We start from the raw sequence: 18,954 nt of genomic DNA on the forward strand, positions 1-18,954 counted from the left end.
TGGCTCTGGCTCTGGCTCTGGCTCTGGCTCTGGCTCTGGCTCTGGCTCTGGCTCTTCAGATTGTGATTCGTCGCTAGATTCGTCAACAAAAAAATCATCAGATTCAAAACTCTCATCACCTAATAGCGCAGTAAAATAGTCGTCTAGCGCTTGTTCACTCGATAGACTTGGGGGCGCCATTGTTAATTCTTTATTCGCGCTCATTTATCGCCAACCTCTCGAGATAAATAAGCAGCTGTTTGTAAGCAAATACACCACGGCTACCCGATGCAAAGTGAGATGCTGGTAAGCGCTTTAGGCTTGCATCTCGAAATTTAGTATCAATCGGCACAGCTGACGTCCAAACTTGGTTCGGATAGTCATCTTTGAGTTGCGTTAATGTTTGCAATGAAGCCTTAGTTCGCTTGTCGTACATCGTCGGGACAATTGTCACCTTAAACGGGGTTTTGCGAGACTTTTGCATGATAGTCAAAGTACGGATCATGCGCTCTAAGCCCTTCATCGCCAAAAACTCAGTCTGCACCGGAATCAATATACGATCACTAGCAGCCAATGCATTCACCATCATCACACCAAGAATTGGCGGGCAATCGATCAACACATAGTCATAGTCGTCTTTCAAAGCGGCTAAAGCACGCTTCAAGATCAACCCCATGCCGCTTCGATTTCCCATTACACGGTCTAATGTAGCCAAAGACATGTGCGCAGGAATAATATCGATACCTTCAACTTCCGTTTGTAAAAGCAAAGGTCTTACCGTTTGTGCGTTAAACTCACGCAACTGGAACAGGTCAAACAGGCTCGATTCCACCGTATCTGAGTCGTAACCCAGATAGGTGGTCAGTGATGCATGTGGGTCAGTATCAACCAACAACACACGGTTCCCCTTTAAGGCAAGTAAGCCTGCTAGAGTCACGGTCGTGGTCGTTTTACCAACACCACCTTTTTGGTTTGCAACACTCCAAACAATCATTTCGATTTACCTAAGCTAACCCAACTTCAACCAAGATCCTTTCCGCGATGCGGTCTAGAGGTAGGTCTTCAGTAGAAATGCCAGCTTTTGCTACAGCTTGAGGCATACCATATACAACACAACTATCTTCATCTTGCGCCCAAACCGTCGAGCCCGCTGTTTTTAACATACGCGAACCTTCTCGACCATCAGCTCCCATACCGGTCAGTATCATAGACAAGACTTTGTCACCGTAAATCTTCGCAGCAGAGCCGAATGTGACATCTACACAAGGCTTGTAGTTCATTCGATCGCCGCCATCGATAATTCTCAAACGAGCAGACCCTGCACGACCATCAACCATCATCTGTTTACCGCCGGGAGCAAGGTAAGCCACTCCAGGTTTCAATACATCTCCATCTTGTGCTTCACGAACTTCAATCTTACACAAGGTATTCAGTCGGCTTGCAAATGCAGCGGTAAAGGTTGCTGGCATGTGCTGAACTAACACGATCGGATGTGGATAATGAGCAGGAATGCGAGTCAAAATCTTCTGTAGTGCAACAGGGCCGCCAGTCGAAGTACCAATTGCAGTTAACTGGTATTTCTTACCCGAAGCTCTAAATTTTGCTGTCGATACAACAGCAGGCTTGGCTGTTGAAGTTGTTTGACGCAGTGATGAAGGTGCCGTCGCTGTTGCTCGAGGAGCAACAGGTACACGGCGCATGAATGCACGCTTAGCGGCAATTTGAATCACACGTTGCTGAAGCAAAGCTACAGCATCATCACGATTACGCGCAATATCTTCGAACTTCTTAGGTAGGAAGTCGAGAGCTCCGGCATCTAAAGCATCTAATGTGGCTCTTGCACCGTCATGCGTTAACGATGAGAACATTAAAATTGGCGTGGGTGAAGCTGCCATAATCTCACGAACGGCTGTAATACCATCCATAACAGGCATCTCAATGTCCATCGTAATCACGTCAGGCTTCAGTTGCTTGGTTTTCTCAACCGCTTCTTTACCATTTACCGCTACATCGATGACTTCGAGACGAGCCTCTGAGTTAATGATTTCGCTAACGCGACGACGAAAAAAGCTCGAATCATCAACGACTAATACTTTAATCGCCATATTTATCCTTAAATTAAATTCTTGATGCAGCTGCGTACTGCTTCAACAAGTCAGGCACATCTAAAATCAATGCAATGTGTCCGTCACTTGTAATTGTTGCGCCCGCCATTCCTGGCGTGCCCTGCAGTAGTTTATCAAGTGGCTTAATAACAACTTCTTCTTGACCGATAAGCGTATCGACAACAAAACCAACACGTTGACTACCAAGCTGCACAATCACAACATGGCCATGGCCATTACGCTGTTCAACAATTCCCGCTTTAGGTGTAAGCCAATTTTGTAAATAGAACAACGGAATAGACTTATCGCGAACGATAATAGTCAGTTGACCATCAACCACATTTGTACGGCTTAAATCTAAGTGGAAGATCTCGTTTACAGAAGCTAATGGCAATGCAAATGGGTGACTTGCTACACCGACCATCAAGGTTGGTAGAATCGCTAGCGTCAATGGAACCTTGATCGTGATCTTGGTGCCTTTGCCCATTTCTGAGTCGATGTCAATTGAGCCATTCAGTGTGTTGATCGCTGTTTTAACAACGTCCATACCCACGCCACGGCCAGATATATCCGAGATCTGCTCTTTGCTTGAGAAGCCAGGTGCAAAAATCAAATTGAAGCACTCTTTATTAGATAAACGAGATGCTGCATCTTCATCCATCAGGCCACGTTTAACCGCGATAGCACGAAGCTTATCAGGGTCCATACCGCCACCGTCATCAACGATAGCCAGCTCAATGTGATCACCTTCTTGAGAGGCAGACAGAATCACTTTACCCGTTCTAGATTTGCCTGCAGCAACACGGTCGTCCGGCATTTCAATACCATGGTCGACAGAGTTTCTCACCAAGTGAATCAGGGGATCAGCAAGTGCTTCTACTAAGTTTTTATCAAGGTCGGTTTCTTCGCCACGCATTTCAAGAACGATGTCTTTCTTCAAGCTACGAGCAAGGTCCCGGACAACTCGTGGGAAGCGACCAAATACTTTTTTGATCGGCTGCATACGAGTCTTCATTACCGCGCCTTGTAGGTCTGCGGTAACAACATCTAAGTTAGAGACAGCTTTCGACATTTCTTCGTCGTTGCTGTTTAGCCCTAAACTGACAAGTCGGTTACGAACCAATACTAACTCACCCACCATATTCATAATGGTATCAAGTGTTGATGTATCAACACGAACTGTTGCTTCAGCTTGTTGCTTCTTCGCTGGCGCTTTAACTTCGGCTTTTACCGGTGTACTCGGTTTAGGCTCTTCTTTAACAACAACTGGCGCTTCAGACTGCGGTTTAGGTGCAGCTTGTGGCTCAACTTGCTCTGGCTTCACTGCTGCCGGCTTAGTTGCCGCATCCAGCTCTTCAATAGTTGGTCCATTACCTGAACCGTGTAACTGATCCAGTAACTTCTCGAACTCTTCGTCGGTCATCAGATCATCGCCTTCAGACATCGCCGACGCTGGTGCTGTATGAGGTGTTGGCGGTGGCGCTGTTGAATTTGTTGCTGTTGGGCTCTTACCCGCGCCGTGCAGTTCATCTAACAACTTTTCAAATTCGTCATCAGTAATATCACTACTGTCAGCAACAGGTTGAGGTGCTGCTGGTGCTGGCGGCGGCGTTGATGCAGAAGCCGCTGTTGGTGAACCACCTTTACCGTGAAGTTCATCAAGCAAGCGTTCAAACTCATCTTCAGAGATATCATCGACTGAAGATGCATTGATGTTTGAGCTTTCAGCAGTAGGTTCCGGAGCAATAACAGGCTCAGGCGCTGCAACAACAGGTTCAGGGATAATAGGTGCAGGCGCTTCTACTGGTGCCACTTCATCCGCAGACTCTGGTTTACAGAGACGGTGAAGTTCATCCAATAAAGATTGGTCGGCTGGCACTAAAGGTTCCTGATCTTGCACGGCGCGAAACTGTACATTTATTGTATCTAGAGCCTGCAACATCGTATCCATCAAACCAGAGGTTACGCTGCGTTGGCCGTTTCTTAGAATGTCGAATACATTCTCAGCACCATGACAAGTATCCACCAGCTCAGTCAATGCTAGGAAACCAGCACCACCTTTTACTGTATGGAAACCACGGAAAATAGCATTTAATAGGTCTTTGTCTTCAGGATTATTCTCAAGCTCTACCAGTTGTTCTGATAGGAGTTCAAGGATCTCTCCTGCTTCGACTAAAAAGTCCTGAAGAATATCTTCGTCTAAATCGTAGCTCATACGTTACCTTTAAAATCCAAGACTGGATAACAAATCGTCGACTTCATCTTGAGATGCAACAGCGTCTTTTCGCTCTTCTGGGTTCATAATTGGACCTTCAGGCGCAATAGATACTTTCTTCTCTGACTCAGGAGTTGGCTCTATTTGATTAGCTCCGAATACGGTGAGAATCTCTACCAAACGCCCTTCAACCTCATTTACCAAGGTAATAACTTTGCTAATAATCTGCCCAGTTAAATCTTGGAAATCCTGAGCCATCAAGATTTCAGTCAGTTGTCCACGTAGTTCAGTACTGTCGCCTTCTACTTGGACAAGTAATCCATCAATGCGGTGACATAAAGCTTTAAATTGTGCTAGCTCAATGCGGCCATGCATCAGTTCATTCCATTGAGGCCTTACTTGAAGTAAACACTCGTGTAGGTTATCTGCAATTGGCATACAGCGATCGACAGCGTCCATCGTTTTATTTGCCGCAACTTCCGTTTTATCAATGACATACTGAAGGCGATCCCTAGCGTCAGGGATTTCATCATTTGCGATAACGCTAATGCGCTCGTCAAAGTTGAATTGTGTCAAAGAGTCATGGAGGTCGCGTGTCAGACTACCTATTTCTTGAAGCATTGGATTGTCTTGAAGACTAAAATTGTCTTCATAAATACTTCTGACAAGAGAATCAGCACTTTGCTGCTCATCGTTTTCAAGCAGGTCTACTAATTTTTTTGCTTGTTCTAATGAAATCATCCTGAGTTCAGCCTTACTCCGCATATTTGTTACGCTTCAGCTGTAGAGATAAACGGGAAACTAAAAAGTTAATGCATCTCTAGAAGCGCCTAAAACAGGTTATATTGTCAATGCTTATAAGCGCTCAAAAATCTTATCAAGTTTCTCTTTCAGCGTTGCAGCAGTAAAAGGCTTCACAATGTAACCATTAACACCGGCTTGCGCTGCTTCTATGATCTGTTCACGCTTCGCTTCTGCTGTGATCATAAGTACTGGTAGGTGCTTAAGTTCTGCGTCTGCGCGAATGTGTTTTAGCAGGTCGATACCTTGCATGCCTGGCATATTCCAGTCAGTTACCACGAAATCAAATTCGCCTTTTTTCAGCATAGGTAACGCGGTCAAGCCATCATCTGCTTCTTGTGTGTTGTTGAAACCTAAATCACGAAGTAGGTTTTTGACAATTCGGCGCATCGTTGAAAAGTCATCAACAATGAGAATTTTCATGTTTTTGTTCAAATTAGCCTCCACTGAATAAAATCAGTGTTGTTAGTCGTTCTGTGTCCAAGCACTTAACTTAGTGCGTAAACGCTGCATAGATTGGCTCAGTATTTGGCTGACGCGAGATTCGCTGACACCTAGTACTTCCCCTATCTCTTTTAAATTGAGTTCTTCGTCGTAATAAAGCGAAAGCACAAGGCCTTCTCTTTCTGGAAGCTGTTTTATTGAATCGATCAAAGCTTGGCGGAATGACTCATCAGCAACCCCTTGAAAAGGTGTGTTATCTTGAGAGTCTTCATTCGGAGATATTACATCATCTGAGACCCCCAAATCTTCGATCCCAACCAATCTTGAGCAATTAATATCAGTTAAAGCACTATGATACTGCTCTAAAGTGAGTCCCATGTGTTTTGCTACTTCGGCATCACTTGGATCGCGGTTGAGTGTACCCTCTAAATCCGCAATTGCACTGCTGATTTCTCGATTATTTCTATGAACCGATCTCGGCACCCAATCCCCGCGGCGAATATCATCCAACATCGCCCCACGAATTCGAATACCTGCATACGTCTCAAAACTTGCGCCTTTGGTACCATCATAATTTTGTTGTGCTTCAATCAAACCAATCATGCCAGCTTGAATCAAGTCATCAACCAATACATTAGGCGGTAATCGCCCCAACAAATGATGAGCGATACGTTTTACCAACACAGAGTACTTCTCAAAAAAAGCCTGCTGGCTATTATGATTAGCATGTTGGTCGTAAGTAAGCGCTTTATTCACCAAATGGTTCCTCTATAAATTCAGTACGGTTCAGTAGCCTTTCAACAAAAAATTCCAAGTGTCCGCTTGGTGTTTTTGGTATTGGCCAGGTCAATGCTTTACTCGCCAATGAGCTGATAGCCAATGCCGCAGGAGAGCGAGGAAACGCATCAACTACGATTTTCTGTCTCTTAACTGATTGACGTACTTTATCATCTAAAGGAATACATGCTACGAGTTCGAGGCTCACATTCAAGAAACGCTCTGTGACCAAAGTCAACTTTGCAAATAATTCTCGGCCTTCACGGTAGCTTCTGACCATATTTGCAACAACTTTGAATCGCTGAACTTGATGTTCTCTACTCAACAATTTGATTAAGGCATATGCATCAGTAATCGAGGTAGGTTCATCACAAACGACGACAACAACATCCTGCGCCGCTCTTGAGAAGCTGATCACCATGTCTGATATACCCGCAGCGGTGTCGACTAATAAGATATCCATCTCATCTTCAAGCGAACCAAAGGCGCGAATCAAACCTGCGTGCTGAGCATGTGAAAGTTCAGTCATGCTTTGTGTACCTGAAGTCGCTGGAATTATTTTAATTCCGTGCGGCCCTTCGACAATCGCATCTTTTAACTCACACTCACCAGCCAACACATGGCCAAGGTTTCGTTTAGAACGAATACCTAACATAATATCAACGTTAGCGAGTCCTAAGTCGGCGTCCAGCACCATGACTTTTTTGCCTTGGCGTGCCATGCAAATAGCCATACCTAACGTCACATTAGATTTACCGACCCCACCCTTACCACCCGTTACAGCGATAACTTTGGTAAGTGAAGGCTTAGTTAAGCGACGGAGGCCGCTAGCTTGATCATGTATCATATTTTCATTCATATTTATCCGCCGCCTAGAGCCCTTCAGAATCGCTATTCCAGTAATGAGGTTCATTCTCTGTAGATTTCTCTAATAGCTCATTGGCCTTAGCCATCATGTACTTTGGCTGAGCTATGACGATATCTTCAGGAACTCGTTGACCATTTGCTATGTAAGCAACTGGTAATGCATTTTGTATAACTACACTGATGAATTCACCTAAACTGAGGGACTCATCAAGCTTAGTCATGATGCATCCCGACAATGGGATTCTTCTAAAGTGTTCAATTGTTTCTTGTAGCACTTTACGTTGCGCGGTTGCGGGCAACACAAGGTAACTATTGATAACGGAACCACTCTCTTGCATCAATGTGTCTAACTGCTCAGATAGGCGAACATCTCGCTGCCCCATACCTGCAGTATCGACCAGAATTAGGCGACGATTACGTAACTGATATATTACATCGGCCAATTCGCTAGAATCTTTAGCAACTCTTACCGGGCAACCCATAATTCGACCATAAATAGATAACTGCTCGTGCGCACCTATACGATACGTGTCAGTTGTCACTAATGCGACGTTGTCGGCGCCATACTCCATGGCTGCGCGTGCCGCTAGCTTAGCAACGGTGGTGGTTTTGCCTACTCCTGTTGGGCCCAATAAGGCCACAATACCGCCACGTTTTAGAATATCTTTTTGTGTGACTGAGATTTGGTCTGCAACCAACGCAAGCAATGCCTTCCACGCTCGAGCTGGCTTGGTGTCTTCTGGGATATAGCACGCCATTTGATCAGCCAGTTCTGCTGAAACACCCATTCTTTCAAGGCGCTTGATCAACATGGCTCTTAAAGGCTCTCGGCGTTCAACCTCTTGCCACATCAGGCCAGATACTTGATGCTCGAGTAAACGACGAATTGAAGTCATCTCGTCGCGCATCGTTTCCATTTCAGTATCAGAGCCTTTGGATGGAGCACTTTCACGGCCACGATCATAACGCGTAGGGTCGAGACGAGGAGCTGGGCGATCGACTCTGCGATCTTCAGCAATCAGTTTGGATAAACCCGTTTCACGAGCAAATGCTGAATCTACATTACTGCGCGGCTGCTGGTGACTATTAGAACCTTGATGGCGATTAGAATCTTGATGACTATTAGTGTGATGGCTACTGCCTGATTGACGATTCAGCAACGCAGACAATGAATCTTCATTTTCTGCTCGGTGTTGTGGCTCATCATCGGCCCCATGACTGTATTGCTTAAGCATATTCGCAAAGCGCTTAGTCATTGAACGTCCACCTTCAGCATTCGATTGCAGGTTCACCTTATCTTCATCTAATTGACGAGAACCAGTTGACACCGCGGGCGCTGCCATTTGCGTGTACTGACTTTGCGCCGGTTTCTGAGGTTTATTGATTCTTGGGCTCGCTGTCGACTGGCTTGATTCACCATCGATAGCGGCAACAATTTCCACGCCACCTGCGACCTTTTTGTTAGACATGATGACAGCTTCTGCTCCAAGTTCTTCTTTAACTTGGAGCAGAGCTGTTCGCATATCTTTTGCAAAAAATCGTTTAATTTTCAATTCGATCGTCCGTTCTAATTAGGCGGCTTAATTACCAACAGCTTGTACTATACGTATCTGCTTTTCGTCCGGTATTTCTTGGTAAGATAACACTCTCAAGCTTGGGATCGTGTTTTTCACAAACTTAGCGAGAGTGGAACGCAATACACCAGAGGTCAATAACACCGCTGGCTCCCCTTTCAACTCTTGCTCTTGTGTAGCATGACTAAGAGAGGTCTGTAAGCGCTCCGCTAAACCAGGCTCAATACCTGCAGATTCTCCGCCAGATGCTTGCATGGTTTGGTGCAAGATCTGTTCCAATTCTGGTATTAAGGTTATTACCGGTAATTCTGTCTCTATACCATTGATTTCTTGGACAATTAGCCTTTTCAAAGAGATACGAGCAGCCGCTGTAAGTATGTCAGGTTCTTGACTCTTACCGGAGTACTCTGACAAAGTTTGGACTATCGTTCGAATATCACGAATTGGAATGGCTTCATTTAGTAGGTTTTGAAGCACTTTCACAACCACGCCAAGCGGCAGTTGATCCGGTACAAAACCTTCGATCAGCTTAGGCGTTGAACGACCAAGCATTTCCAGTAGATTCTGAACTTCTTCATGCCCAATTAACTGCGAAGCATTATTGGTCAACAGTTGACTAAGGTGTGTCGCCAGTACAGTTGAGGAGTCCACAACCGTGTAGCCCAAAGCTTGCGCGTGCTCGCGCTGCTCTTCGCGAATCCACACGGCCTCGAGACCAAATGCAGGGTCAATGGTCGGCTCACCTTCGATCATTCCATAGACTTGGCCAGGGTTAATCGCCAATTCCATATCAGGTTTAATCTCGGCCTCGCCAACCGCGACTCCCATCAGAGTGATTCGGTAGCTGTTTGGCGTCAGTTCTAGATTATCGCGAATATGTACAGCGGGGATCAAAAAACCGAAGTCTTGGGACAGCTTCTTACGCACTCCTTTTACCCGTTCAAGCAGTTCACCACCTTGATCTCGATCAACTAACGGAATCAGGCGGTAACCCACTTCTAAGCCGATAATATCGACGGGTTGAACATCGTCCCATGAGAGCTCTTTTTGCGATGAAGGTGTGTCACCATTAGCATCGACGGTGGCTGGCAGGTTTGTATCTTCAGCCTTTGCCTTGTTCTTTTTATCGATAAAGTAGGCACCAGCACCCGCCACAGCAGCCAAGCTTAAGAAAGAAAAGTGCGGCATACCAGGAACAATACCCATCAACCCAAGGATACCGGCGGTGATCATCAAAGCCTTTGGGTTATCCAACATTTGGAAGACGAGCTGCTGCCCCATATCTTCATCGGTATTTTGACGCGTTACCATCATCGCAGCGGCGATAGACAGTAATAGAGACGGAATTTGTGCAACCAAACCATCACCGATGGTCAATAGCGTATAGATTTCGATAGCTTCACCAAAACCAAGGTCGAATTGAGCCATACCAATGCTCAAGCCACCTATGATGTTGATGAATAAGATTAGGATACCGGCGATAGCATCGCCTTTAACAAACTTAGACGCACCGTCCATCGAACCGTAGAAGTCGGCTTCTTTGGTCACTTCAAAACGTCGGGTTCGAGCCTGATCTTGGTCGATCAAACCCGCATTCAAGTCGGCATCAATTGCCATTTGTTTGCCAGGCAAAGCATCCAGCGTGAAACGTGCACTTACTTCCGAGATACGGCCCGCACCTTTGGTGACAACCATAAAGTTGATGATCATCAGAATCAAAAACACCACTAAACCAACCGCATAATTACCGCCTATAACGACGTTACCAAAGGCTTCAATAACGTTACCAGCGGAGTCACCACCTTCGTGACCGTGGAGTAATACCACACGTGTCGAAGCAACATTCAAGGCTAATCGAAGTAGCGTCGCAATCAGAAGAACGGTAGGAAATGCCGCGAAATCTAACGGCCTACGGGTATAAACCGAAACCAGTAGCACAACCATAGACAAGGCAATATTGAAGGTGAAGAACATATCCAACAAGAAAGCAGGAATTGGCAACACCACCATAGCAAGCGTTGCAAGTACCATAACTGGTGCTCCAATCGCAGGCATAGCACGGTTAGGAATTTTCGGCAACTTGTCCGCAAAAGGCAGGGAGAATTTCATAAATCTAGACAGTTTCGCTATGTTGTAGCTATCTCACCAAGCGGATTGAGGCTCAGGTCTAAGCTATGTTTCTATGGTTTGTAATGTACGGGTTTATAATACACGGGCTTATTATGTTCGGAGTTGATATAGCAAACACTGTACCAACATCTTACGTCAAATTATCGCCATTACTTCTTAGAACAGAGTAATAGCCAGCCTCCTATTATCAGGGTTCATCAAGCTAAGCTCAAGCAATTGATCTAATGACGTAAATCGGGTGGGATCGGCATATTGGAATCTTGCAGTTTTGGCCTCTCTCCCCCGCGTTTTCGATACTGTTTCAGTTGGAAAACATAGGCAAGTATTTGTGCTACCGCTGTAAACAGACCGTCAGGAATTTGTTGTTCGAGCTCTGTGGTGTGATAAAGCGCCCTCGCCAAAGGTGGTGCTGGAACAATATAGATATCATTTTCACGGGCAATTTCACGAATTTTCATCGCCATATGATCAACACCTTTAGCGACCACAATCGGTGCCTTATCTTGATTCTGCTTATAGCGCAGAGCCACCGAAAAGTGCTCTGGGTTGGTGACAATCACATCTGCTTGAGGCACATCTGCCATCATTCGACGCTGAGCCGCTTCTCTTTGCAACATGCGAATTCGTCCCTTAACTTCCGGTTTACCCTCGGTGTCTTTAAACTCGTCTTTCACTTCTTGCTTAGTCATCTTCAACTGATCGGCGTGTTGCCAAATCTGAAATGGGATATCAATGGCGACCACGATCAGCAAGGAGCAACTGATTAGGAGAATAAAGTTAAGCAAGATATCCAAAGCGTGGAAGATATTCTGCGGGTACACGTCCATGCTCAACTGCATCAAGTCATGCTGAGAGGCTTGGATAAGATAGATGGCCATGCCCGACACAAGTGCCACCTTCAGAATAGACTTCAGCAGCTCAACCCAACTTTGTAGGCCAAACATACGCTTGATACCACTCAGTGGGTTTAACTTAGACGCTTTTGGCATCGCCGCTTGCATTGAGAAATTAATACCACCAACACCCGCCGCACCAATGACTGCCGCTACGAACAAAGTTATCAGAATCAAGAATAACGGAAACAACAAGTTCACCAGTGCACCACCGGCGATTTCAAGGAGTTTATTGGTGTCAAATATCTCGTCGCGACTCAATGAGAACAAGCGTTGCATAGCCTCGAATAAAGCCTTCGCCATCGATTCGCCAAACCACATTAAGGCAATCGCACCAACTATCAGTACCGACGCCGATGCCAGTTCTTTTGACCTTGCAACCTGCCCTTTCTCTTTGGCCTGTTGCAAGCGTTTGGGCGTGGCGTCTTCTGTGCGTTCTTGACCGTCTGACTCTGCCATTTCAGTCTCCTAGCAATCTAACCTGATTAGACGACATATCTGTTGCTCACTTTGCAACCAGAATAGCTCATAATGGCTATACAAGCTGCCAAGGATATACCAACAAAGTAACAGACCTACGAGTAGCGCAAATGCAAAACCCAAAGAAAATATGTTTAGCTGAGGTGCCGCACGTGTCATCACACCAAATGAAAGGTTAATCGTCAGCAGCGCAATAATACCCGATAACGACATCGCTAATGCCGTTTTAAACATGATGCCCAACCACAATGCGAGCTCTCTAAAGTCCACAGCAGTCAAAGAGCCACTACCAATCGGCAAGGTTTTAAAACTGAACACGACCAACTGTAACATCTTCAAATGCCCATCCGTCGCCAAAAAAAACATGGTCGCTAACAGCATGAAAAGTTGACCAAGTACTGGCGTATTTTGACCGTTCGCTGGATCCACCATAGAAGCGAAACCCAAGCTTGATTGCATACCCAGAATTTGGCCGAGCATAACGAAGGTTTGGATCATGAATTGGGTAACAAACCCCATTGAAACGCCAATCACAATTTGCTCAAAGACCGTCAAGAACCCTTGAAACGACAGCAGTTCGATCTCTTTGGGGACCGCTGGAATCGCAGGCATCACAGCCAAAGTAATCGCCAAGCCTAAATACAGACGAATACGCGGCGACACAAAGCGTGCACCGGTTACCGTCATCACCATCAGCATGGCTGAGATGCGAGTGTATGGCCAAAAATAATTGGCTAACCACTCTAGTACAAGGCTCGTTGGGTATTCCATTTGGTCTAGTACAATACTTGAGGCAAGCGTTCGATGAGTTCAAAAAAGAACTCCATCATCATCTGAGTCATCCAGTGAGCAAACATCATCAACGCTAGTAAGGTCACGATTAAACGTGGTAGAAAACTCAAAGTTTGTTCGTTGATAGACGTCGCAGCTTGGAAAATGGCTACGACTAAACCGATTAACAGGCTAGGAATAATAATGGCACACACCATGATCAGAACCATCCAAAGTGCGTCTCGGAACAACTCTACGAATATTTCAGGATTCATTATTCCCCCCAGCTACAAGGCAAAACTGCCGGCGAGTGTGGAGAGTATCAAATTCCAACCATCAACCAGGACAAACAGCATCAACTTAAACGGCAACGATACAATCATCGGAGATAACATCATCATACCCATCGCCATCAACACCGAAGCCACCACCAAGTCGATGATCAAAAACGGTAAAAACAACATAAAACCGATCTGGAAAGCCGTTTTTAGCTCTGATGTGATAAATGCTGGAATCAGAACCGCCATAGAAACATCTTCAGGATTGGTTACTTCCGCTCCAGAGATCTCAACAAAAGTCTCGAGATCTTTAATTCGAGTCTGTTTCAGCATGAATGATTTAATTGGGCCTTGGGCAACATCAAACGCCTGTCGCGCCGATATCTGTTCATTCAAATAGGGCTGAACCGCTTGTTCGTTAACCTGATTGATCACTGGTGACATGATGAAGAAGGTCAAAAATATCGCGATACCAATGATCACTTGGTTTGAAGGCGTTTGCTGTAGACCCATCGCCTGACGCAAGATGGACATCACCACCACAATACGAGTGAACGAAGTCATCAAAATCACCATTGCCGGCAAGAAGCCAAGCATGGTCATTAACGCTAGGATTTGCAGGTTAATAGAGTAATCTTCACCGCCATTGGCGTTGGTTGTCATGGTGAAGGCTGGAATCCCTCCTCCATTCCCCGTCAAACTACCTGTAGTCATGGTTTGCGATTTGGCTTGATCTTGTTCCATCGTGCTGATGGTGACCGACTCTGAGCCAGCGGTATTCGCAGGAATCACAGTTTCGTCTTCAGCTTGTGCAAATACCGACACACTGAACACGAGCGAGCAGAGTAAAATGAGCTGAACCAAGCACACTTTCACCAATCGGAAAGATCCGGTTTGGCAAAAGTAAGAAGATTCCAAAAATCCGTTACTTGTTTGCATCTTTTTTTATTAGCTGGGAAAGCTGACTTGAAAATGTACTTTTTTCCAGCATCTCCTGAGTAAGAGGTTTATCGAGCTTAGAGATCAGCTGAATTGACTGCGTGGTAATGCCCACTAAGAACTGCTCATCACCGGCTTGAACAATAGCAATACGCTCTTTGGTGCCGACAGGTATTTGCCTAACAATCGCCAAACCTTGTTGATTCGACATCGCCGGAACTTGCATTCGCTTCAGTAGCCACGCAATAAATAAAATGAAGGCTATAACGAAAATTAGCGACCCAAAGGTGGTCGCTAAATCGAGAGAGGGAGGTGCCGCGGCAAAGGCTATGGAAGGAATAGAGAATAGCCCTACTCCTATCAGCCCACGAACGACACCTGTCAACCCGCGAGGTAAACCTGTCACCCTTTGAGGAAGAAGGCCCATCAACGCAGCTTCTTAATTCGTTCTGTTTGGCTAATAACGTCAGTCAAACGAATACCAAATTTATCGTTCACCACAACCACTTCACCGTGAGCAATCAAGGTTCCGTTAACCATCACATCTAGAGACTCGCCAGCAATTCTCTCTAGCTCCACCACTGACCCCTGATTCAATTGAAGTAAATTACGAATGCTGATCTTAGAGCGCCCAACTTCCATTGAAATGGTGACAGGGATATCCATGATGGTATCCAGTTTACGGCGCTCATCTTCAGAAATCGGAGACGATGAATCGGTTAGCTCGTCGAGTGGTGCCGCTAGAACATCATCAACATCAATTGACGGTGCAGAAGGGTCTTCACCAAGTGCTGCAGCCCATTCATCTGCTAACTTTTGATCTTCACTAGGTTCCATTACCAATCCCTATACTTTTATCTATTTTACTATTCGTTATCATCGTCGTTTTCTAGCTCAGACATTAAATCCTTGCCTAAAAATGCGAGATCAGTTTTGACCACATGCGGTCTTTGAATTTTTTCAGAAATCTGTACCGCGAGCTTTTCACCCGAACGCCCCATTTTCACACGATACGTAGGCAAATCTTCAACAAACATAGTCGCATTTTCTGGCATATTTATGGGGATAACATCACCAGGACGTAACTCCATTAAGTCACGCAGAGAAATGTCTTGCTCTAGTAGGTTTACACGAAAATTGACCGGTACATCCATAATTTCATCACGCAGGGCTGAACTCCAACGAACGTCGGTTTCCATTTTGTCTGATTGAACACCCGCATCCAGCAATTCACGAATCGGCTCAACCATCGAATAAGGCATCACCACGTGGAAGTCACCACCACCGCCATCCACTTCAATGTGAAATGAGCTCACAACAATTACTTCTGTCGGGCTCACAATGTTGGCCATACTTGGGTTCACTTCCGAATCCAAATATTCAAACTCAACCCCCATCACTGGAGACCAAGCTTCTTTGTAATCTTCAAACACAATTTTTAGTAATAGCTGAATAATTCGCCTTTCGGTAGGCGTAAATTCACGACCTTCAATCTTAGCGTGGAAACGACCATCACCACCAAAAAAGTTCTCTACTAAGATGAAAACAAGGCGCGCTTCCATCGTTATCAGTGCTGTACCTTTTAATGGGCGGAAACGAACCATATTCAAACTAGTGGGTACATACAATGTGTTCTGGTATTCACCAAACTTCATCATTTGTACGCCGTTAATCGACACTTCAGCCGTTTTTCGCAACATATTAAACAAGCTGATCCGCATATGACGTGCGAAACGCTCGTTAATAAGTTCAAGGGTCGGCATTCGACCACGAACGATTCGATCTTGAGATGAGAAGTCGAAATTGACCGCACTGTCATTCTCGGTTTCTAAGACATCTTCAACTTCTTCAACATCATCAACGCCATGCAATAGCGCATCAATTTCGTCTTGGCTTAATAAATCGGTCACAAATTACCTATTGAATTACGAAATCAGTGAATAACACTTTTTCAATCACAGGCTGGCCAACAGCTTGAGCCAGACTTGCTTTAATATCTTCAGTTGCCTTGTTTCGCAGTTCAACCCGCCCCGTTGGAGAGCGCAATTGATCGACCGTTGCCGAAGCGAACGTTGCTAATAGCGTACTTTCTACTAGCGGAGAATGATAACGAGCTAAATCTTCATTCTTACTGCCACGTACCATCAACTGTGCTTTTATCTGGACAAGACGATCTTTCTTATCACCCGAAACATTGAACAAGAAAGGCTGTGGAATATTAACATACATGACGGGTTCTACAGCGACCACTGCAGTCGCTGGTTGGGACTGAGACTCGGAACCAGCATCATCGGATCCTAAGAAAAAAAACAGCGCCGCGCCGACACCAAGCAATATTACGATTACGGCAATAATAATGATAAGGAGCTTACTTTTCTTTTTAGCTGGATCTTGTTCTTCAATCATACTGCTCTCTAGTTTCCTGTTGTTTCCACTAACTAACTGGGATAGGGCTGATATTAGGCATAATAGCTAATTCCATCACGCTTTGATGCGACATTCAATTCAAGATTGCTGCTGCTATCAAGATTTTCATCACCTTGACCATCATTTGTGCGGTTAGGACCTGATTGCTGTTCACCATTGTTGTAACTCTCTTGGCCCTGACCAGAACTCTGTTGTTGAACTGATGAATCAGCAAGCTGCATCCCTTGTTGAGCTAACATCTCTCTCAAGCGAGGTAATGTTTGTTCAATCACATCTCTCGCTTGCTGATTACTCACCGTAAAGTGCACGTTTGCCACGTCATTATTCATGGTCATGCGAATTTTCATCTGACCCAGCTCTGGTGGGTCGAGACGGATGTCCAAGTTCTTAAGGTTCTTAGACATCATCATCTGGACTTTTTCTGCGACCTGTTCATTCGCTAACTCTTTAGTCAGCTGTAAGGGTACCTGTTGAGCGGCTTGAATTTCTGCTCGTGTCGGAGCCGAACCAACCGTGGCTTTACTTTGTGCGCCAGCCGCAGAAGCGATTTGCTGAGCAAAGCTCGAATCTTTAGAATCTTCTTTAGCTCCCGCTTTGCCCAAACCAGACAGTGCTGCTGCACTGGCACCCGCTTTAAGAAGCGCATCAGTCGAGCCTGCTTTTGTAGCGGCTGGCATTGCATTCATCGCCATACCTTGCGCGGTTAAAGCTGGATCCAGCGTTGCTTGCTGCTGAGGTGAAGCAACATTAGCTTGTTGGGCTGCGGCCTGTTGGGCTGCATGTGCATTATTGGCGTGCAGCATTGCCGCCTTGTCCGTAAGAGCATTGTTTGCTGACTGAGAAGCGGTCTGCGCTGACACTTGTTGTGCCGCCGTCGCTACAGCTGCTGTTGATGCTGCCGCAGCTAAGGCTTTAGTTTCGCTTGAATCCGTATTATCCCAATCGATAGCAGCGGGTTCACCAGACGCACTGTTCGCAGCCGGAGCTTGACTTAGCAAAGCTGTTGCTTGTTGTTGAACGTTAGCGAGCTGTTGATTCAACAGGTCTAGGTTAGAGGTCGCTTTAGCCAAAGCGGCTTGCTCATCAACCGTCAACTTAGCGCCACTTTGTTGCTTCTCAAGCAAGCTATCGACAACAGACTGCTCTGATTCTATTTGTCCATTCAATTGGTTTAGCGCTTTGGTATGGGCATCTACTTGCTTTGCCAGTTCAATATCCACGGCTGACAATGCTTGGCTCTGCTCGGCAGCAACCGCACTAGCTGCATTCTTTTGGCTCAGCTCTCGGCTCATACTGGCTTCAATTTGTTCTGGAGTGACGCCTTTATCCATCAACTGTCGAATTTCAGCATCAGTTAGCTGAGAAACACCCTTACCTCCGGTAAGTACAGCGATTTCAGAATCGACTTCAAGGCTCTTCTCCTGATTTGCAGCCTTAGCTTGTTGTGTCGCCTTATCCGTAACGGAAACTCCTGCAACAGAAGCACCGGTGATATTACCTTGGGCTTGTTCTACCTGACCTTGCTGAGGCAAGCCTTTGCCGTTTGGCGCTTGATTTAGGGTTTTGTTTGCCTCATCCAATTGACCAAGCAATTTATTGCCTTCGCTCATCGCTGCATTGGCTTGCGATGCCTGCGTAGCACCATCTACCGCTGATGGACCCTGAGTTTGGGATTGAGCAATATGTTCTTTAGATTCGTTAGTCGTATCCTGCGCATCTTTACCATCTGCCTTATCTGCAACAGTCTTATCAGCGACAGTGCTATCAGTGCCCGAATTGGCTTTGAGCTGAGCCTCAGATCCAGACGCAGCCTCTGCTGATGTTTTATCAGCAGCTTTCTCGCCTTCTACTTCTGAAGCTGCTTGCTTGCTTTGCGCTTCGCTCACTTCGTCAGTAGCCTTTGATTCAGCGGAATCACCTTTGTTCGCTTCGGCTGACGCTTCACCTTCGGTAGATGTCTGTTTAGTATCAGGTTTCGCAGTGCTTTCTGTGTCTTTTGCTGCGACTTTACTGTCACTTTCTTCAAAGCCGAGCGCTTCTTTAAAGGACTCAAAGAAACCTTTAGAGTCGCCGGTTTCTTCTACCTTGGAAGAGGCAGAGCCGGTGTCCAACAACGATGACGTTTTGTTGGTCGCTGAATTTGAGGAAAGACTAACATTCATATATACAAGCTCTATCTACTAGCTTTGCTGCCATGAATCAGGCAACAAAAAGAAAGTCGGATGCTTTTCATGCCTTTGGTGGGCATAACGCGCAATTTTATATAAAACGGAG

General features: G+C 45.7%; 18 protein-coding genes and 1 pseudogene. All 19 read right to left on the minus strand.

The features are described from left to right. Positions 1-204 (minus strand): annotated as a pseudogene (locus ACED48_RS19420) (chemotaxis protein CheW); the annotation flags it as partial. Further along, complete coding sequence (locus ACED48_RS19425) at positions 191-973, minus strand: ParA family protein (protein ID WP_017056893.1); 783 nt, start codon at positions 971-973, stop codon at positions 191-193. The pseudogene ACED48_RS19420 and the gene ACED48_RS19425, both read right to left, overlap by 14 nt. Before the next feature lie 10 nt (positions 974-983). Next, on the minus strand, positions 984-2,084 hold the full coding sequence (locus tag ACED48_RS19430) for a chemotaxis response regulator protein-glutamate methylesterase (RefSeq protein WP_017056892.1): 1,101 nt from the start codon (positions 2,082-2,084) through the stop codon (positions 984-986). 13 nt (positions 2,085-2,097) lie between these two features. Then, positions 2,098-4,299: a chemotaxis protein CheA gene (locus ACED48_RS19435; protein WP_017056891.1), complete on the minus strand. Its 2,202-nt coding sequence runs from the start codon at positions 4,297-4,299 to the stop codon at positions 2,098-2,100. A 9-nt stretch (positions 4,300-4,308) separates the two neighbouring features. Continuing rightward, positions 4,309-5,040, minus strand: coding sequence for a protein phosphatase CheZ (locus tag ACED48_RS19440; protein WP_017056890.1), 732 nt, complete (start codon positions 5,038-5,040; stop codon positions 4,309-4,311). Positions 5,041-5,154: 114 nt separating this feature from the next. Next, positions 5,155-5,523: a chemotaxis response regulator CheY gene (cheY, locus tag ACED48_RS19445; RefSeq protein WP_008218307.1), complete on the minus strand. Its 369-nt coding sequence runs from the start codon at positions 5,521-5,523 to the stop codon at positions 5,155-5,157. Between the two features lie 42 nt (positions 5,524-5,565). Continuing rightward, entirely contained in the window at positions 5,566-6,300 is a 735-nt protein-coding gene (locus ACED48_RS19450; RefSeq protein ID WP_017056889.1) for an RNA polymerase sigma factor FliA, read from the minus strand. Beyond that, complete coding sequence (locus ACED48_RS19455; protein ID WP_017056888.1) at positions 6,293-7,180, minus strand: MinD/ParA family protein; 888 nt, start codon at positions 7,178-7,180, stop codon at positions 6,293-6,295. The genes ACED48_RS19450 and ACED48_RS19455 overlap by 8 nt, the downstream gene beginning before the upstream one ends. A 13-nt stretch (positions 7,181-7,193) precedes the next feature. Further along, positions 7,194-8,741, minus strand: coding sequence for a flagellar biosynthesis protein FlhF (gene flhF / locus ACED48_RS19460; protein WP_017056887.1), 1,548 nt, complete (start codon positions 8,739-8,741; stop codon positions 7,194-7,196). 27 nt (positions 8,742-8,768) lie between these two features. Beyond that, positions 8,769-10,871 (minus strand): flagellar biosynthesis protein FlhA, encoded by a 2,103-nt coding sequence (flhA, locus tag ACED48_RS19465; protein WP_017056886.1) that lies wholly within the window; start codon positions 10,869-10,871, stop codon positions 8,769-8,771. 242 nt (positions 10,872-11,113) lie between these two features. After that, positions 11,114-12,244 (minus strand): flagellar biosynthesis protein FlhB, encoded by a 1,131-nt coding sequence (gene flhB / locus ACED48_RS19470; protein WP_017056885.1) that lies wholly within the window; start codon positions 12,242-12,244, stop codon positions 11,114-11,116. Positions 12,245-12,253: 9 nt separating this feature from the next. After that, entirely contained in the window at positions 12,254-13,036 is a 783-nt protein-coding gene (fliR, locus tag ACED48_RS19475) for a flagellar biosynthetic protein FliR (protein ID WP_017056884.1), read from the minus strand. A 5-nt stretch (positions 13,037-13,041) separates the two neighbouring features. Continuing rightward, positions 13,042-13,311: a flagellar biosynthesis protein FliQ gene (gene fliQ / locus ACED48_RS19480; protein ID WP_017056883.1), complete on the minus strand. Its 270-nt coding sequence runs from the start codon at positions 13,309-13,311 to the stop codon at positions 13,042-13,044. 12 nt (positions 13,312-13,323) lie between these two features. After that, positions 13,324-14,253 carry a flagellar type III secretion system pore protein FliP gene (fliP, locus tag ACED48_RS19485; protein WP_029627053.1) on the minus strand — a complete coding sequence of 310 codons (930 nt, stop codon included), beginning with the start codon at positions 14,251-14,253 and terminating at the stop codon, positions 13,324-13,326. After that, on the minus strand, positions 14,240-14,680 hold the full coding sequence (gene fliO / locus ACED48_RS19490) for a flagellar biosynthetic protein FliO (protein WP_017056881.1): 441 nt from the start codon (positions 14,678-14,680) through the stop codon (positions 14,240-14,242). Before fliO ends, fliP begins: the two co-directional genes overlap by 14 nt. Further along, positions 14,680-15,090: a flagellar motor switch protein FliN gene (gene fliN / locus ACED48_RS19495; protein ID WP_017056880.1), complete on the minus strand. Its 411-nt coding sequence runs from the start codon at positions 15,088-15,090 to the stop codon at positions 14,680-14,682. The genes fliO and fliN overlap by 1 nt, the downstream gene beginning before the upstream one ends. A gap of 29 nt (positions 15,091-15,119) precedes the next feature. Beyond that, complete coding sequence (gene fliM / locus ACED48_RS19500) at positions 15,120-16,163, minus strand: flagellar motor switch protein FliM (protein ID WP_017056879.1); 1,044 nt, start codon at positions 16,161-16,163, stop codon at positions 15,120-15,122. Between the two features lie 7 nt (positions 16,164-16,170). Next, entirely contained in the window at positions 16,171-16,659 is a 489-nt protein-coding gene (fliL, locus tag ACED48_RS19505) for a flagellar basal body-associated protein FliL (RefSeq protein ID WP_017056878.1), read from the minus strand. 53 nt (positions 16,660-16,712) lie between these two features. After that, positions 16,713-18,842, minus strand: a complete 2,130-nt coding sequence (locus ACED48_RS19510; protein WP_017056877.1) for a flagellar hook-length control protein FliK — start codon at positions 18,840-18,842, stop codon at positions 16,713-16,715. Between the last annotated feature and the right edge of the window lie 112 nt (positions 18,843-18,954).

Origin of the sequence: Vibrio sp. 5S239, assembly GCF_041439575.1 — a bacterium.
GTDB classification, from domain to species: domain Bacteria; phylum Pseudomonadota; class Gammaproteobacteria; order Enterobacterales; family Vibrionaceae; genus Vibrio; species Vibrio kanaloae.

What these genes read in the sequence shown, in the direction of transcription:
- ACED48_RS19425 (WP_017056893.1), bottom strand. Translation starts at nt 973, where the DNA reads ATGATTGTTTGGAGTGTTGCAAACCAAAAAGGTGGTGTTGGTAAAACG.
- ACED48_RS19430 (WP_017056892.1), bottom strand. Translation starts at nt 2,084, where the DNA reads ATGGCGATTAAAGTATTAGTCGTTGATGATTCGAGCTTTTTTCGTCGT.
- ACED48_RS19435 (WP_017056891.1), bottom strand. Translation starts at nt 4,299, where the DNA reads ATGAGCTACGATTTAGACGAAGATATTCTTCAGGACTTTTTAGTCGAA.
- ACED48_RS19440 (WP_017056890.1), bottom strand. Translation starts at nt 5,040, where the DNA reads ATGATTTCATTAGAACAAGCAAAAAAATTAGTAGACCTGCTTGAAAAC.
- cheY (WP_008218307.1), bottom strand. Translation starts at nt 5,523, where the DNA reads ATGAAAATTCTCATTGTTGATGACTTTTCAACGATGCGCCGAATTGTC.
- ACED48_RS19455 (WP_017056888.1), bottom strand. Translation starts at nt 7,180, where the DNA reads ATGAATGAAAATATGATACATGATCAAGCTAGCGGCCTCCGTCGCTTA.
- flhA (WP_017056886.1), bottom strand. Translation starts at nt 10,871, where the DNA reads ATGAAATTCTCCCTGCCTTTTGCGGACAAGTTGCCGAAAATTCCTAAC.
- flhB (WP_017056885.1), bottom strand. Translation starts at nt 12,244, where the DNA reads ATGGCAGAGTCAGACGGTCAAGAACGCACAGAAGACGCCACGCCCAAA.
- fliR (WP_017056884.1), bottom strand. Translation starts at nt 13,036, where the DNA reads ATGGAATACCCAACGAGCCTTGTACTAGAGTGGTTAGCCAATTATTTT.
- fliQ (WP_017056883.1), bottom strand. Translation starts at nt 13,311, where the DNA reads ATGAATCCTGAAATATTCGTAGAGTTGTTCCGAGACGCACTTTGGATG.
- fliP (WP_029627053.1), bottom strand. Translation starts at nt 14,253, where the DNA reads ATGCAAACAAGTAACGGATTTTTGGAATCTTCTTACTTTTGCCAAACC.
- fliO (WP_017056881.1), bottom strand. Translation starts at nt 14,680, where the DNA reads ATGGGCCTTCTTCCTCAAAGGGTGACAGGTTTACCTCGCGGGTTGACA.
- fliN (WP_017056880.1), bottom strand. Translation starts at nt 15,090, where the DNA reads ATGGAACCTAGTGAAGATCAAAAGTTAGCAGATGAATGGGCTGCAGCA.
- fliL (WP_017056878.1), bottom strand. Translation starts at nt 16,659, where the DNA reads ATGATTGAAGAACAAGATCCAGCTAAAAAGAAAAGTAAGCTCCTTATC.
- ACED48_RS19510 (WP_017056877.1), bottom strand. Translation starts at nt 18,842, where the DNA reads ATGAATGTTAGTCTTTCCTCAAATTCAGCGACCAACAAAACGTCATCG.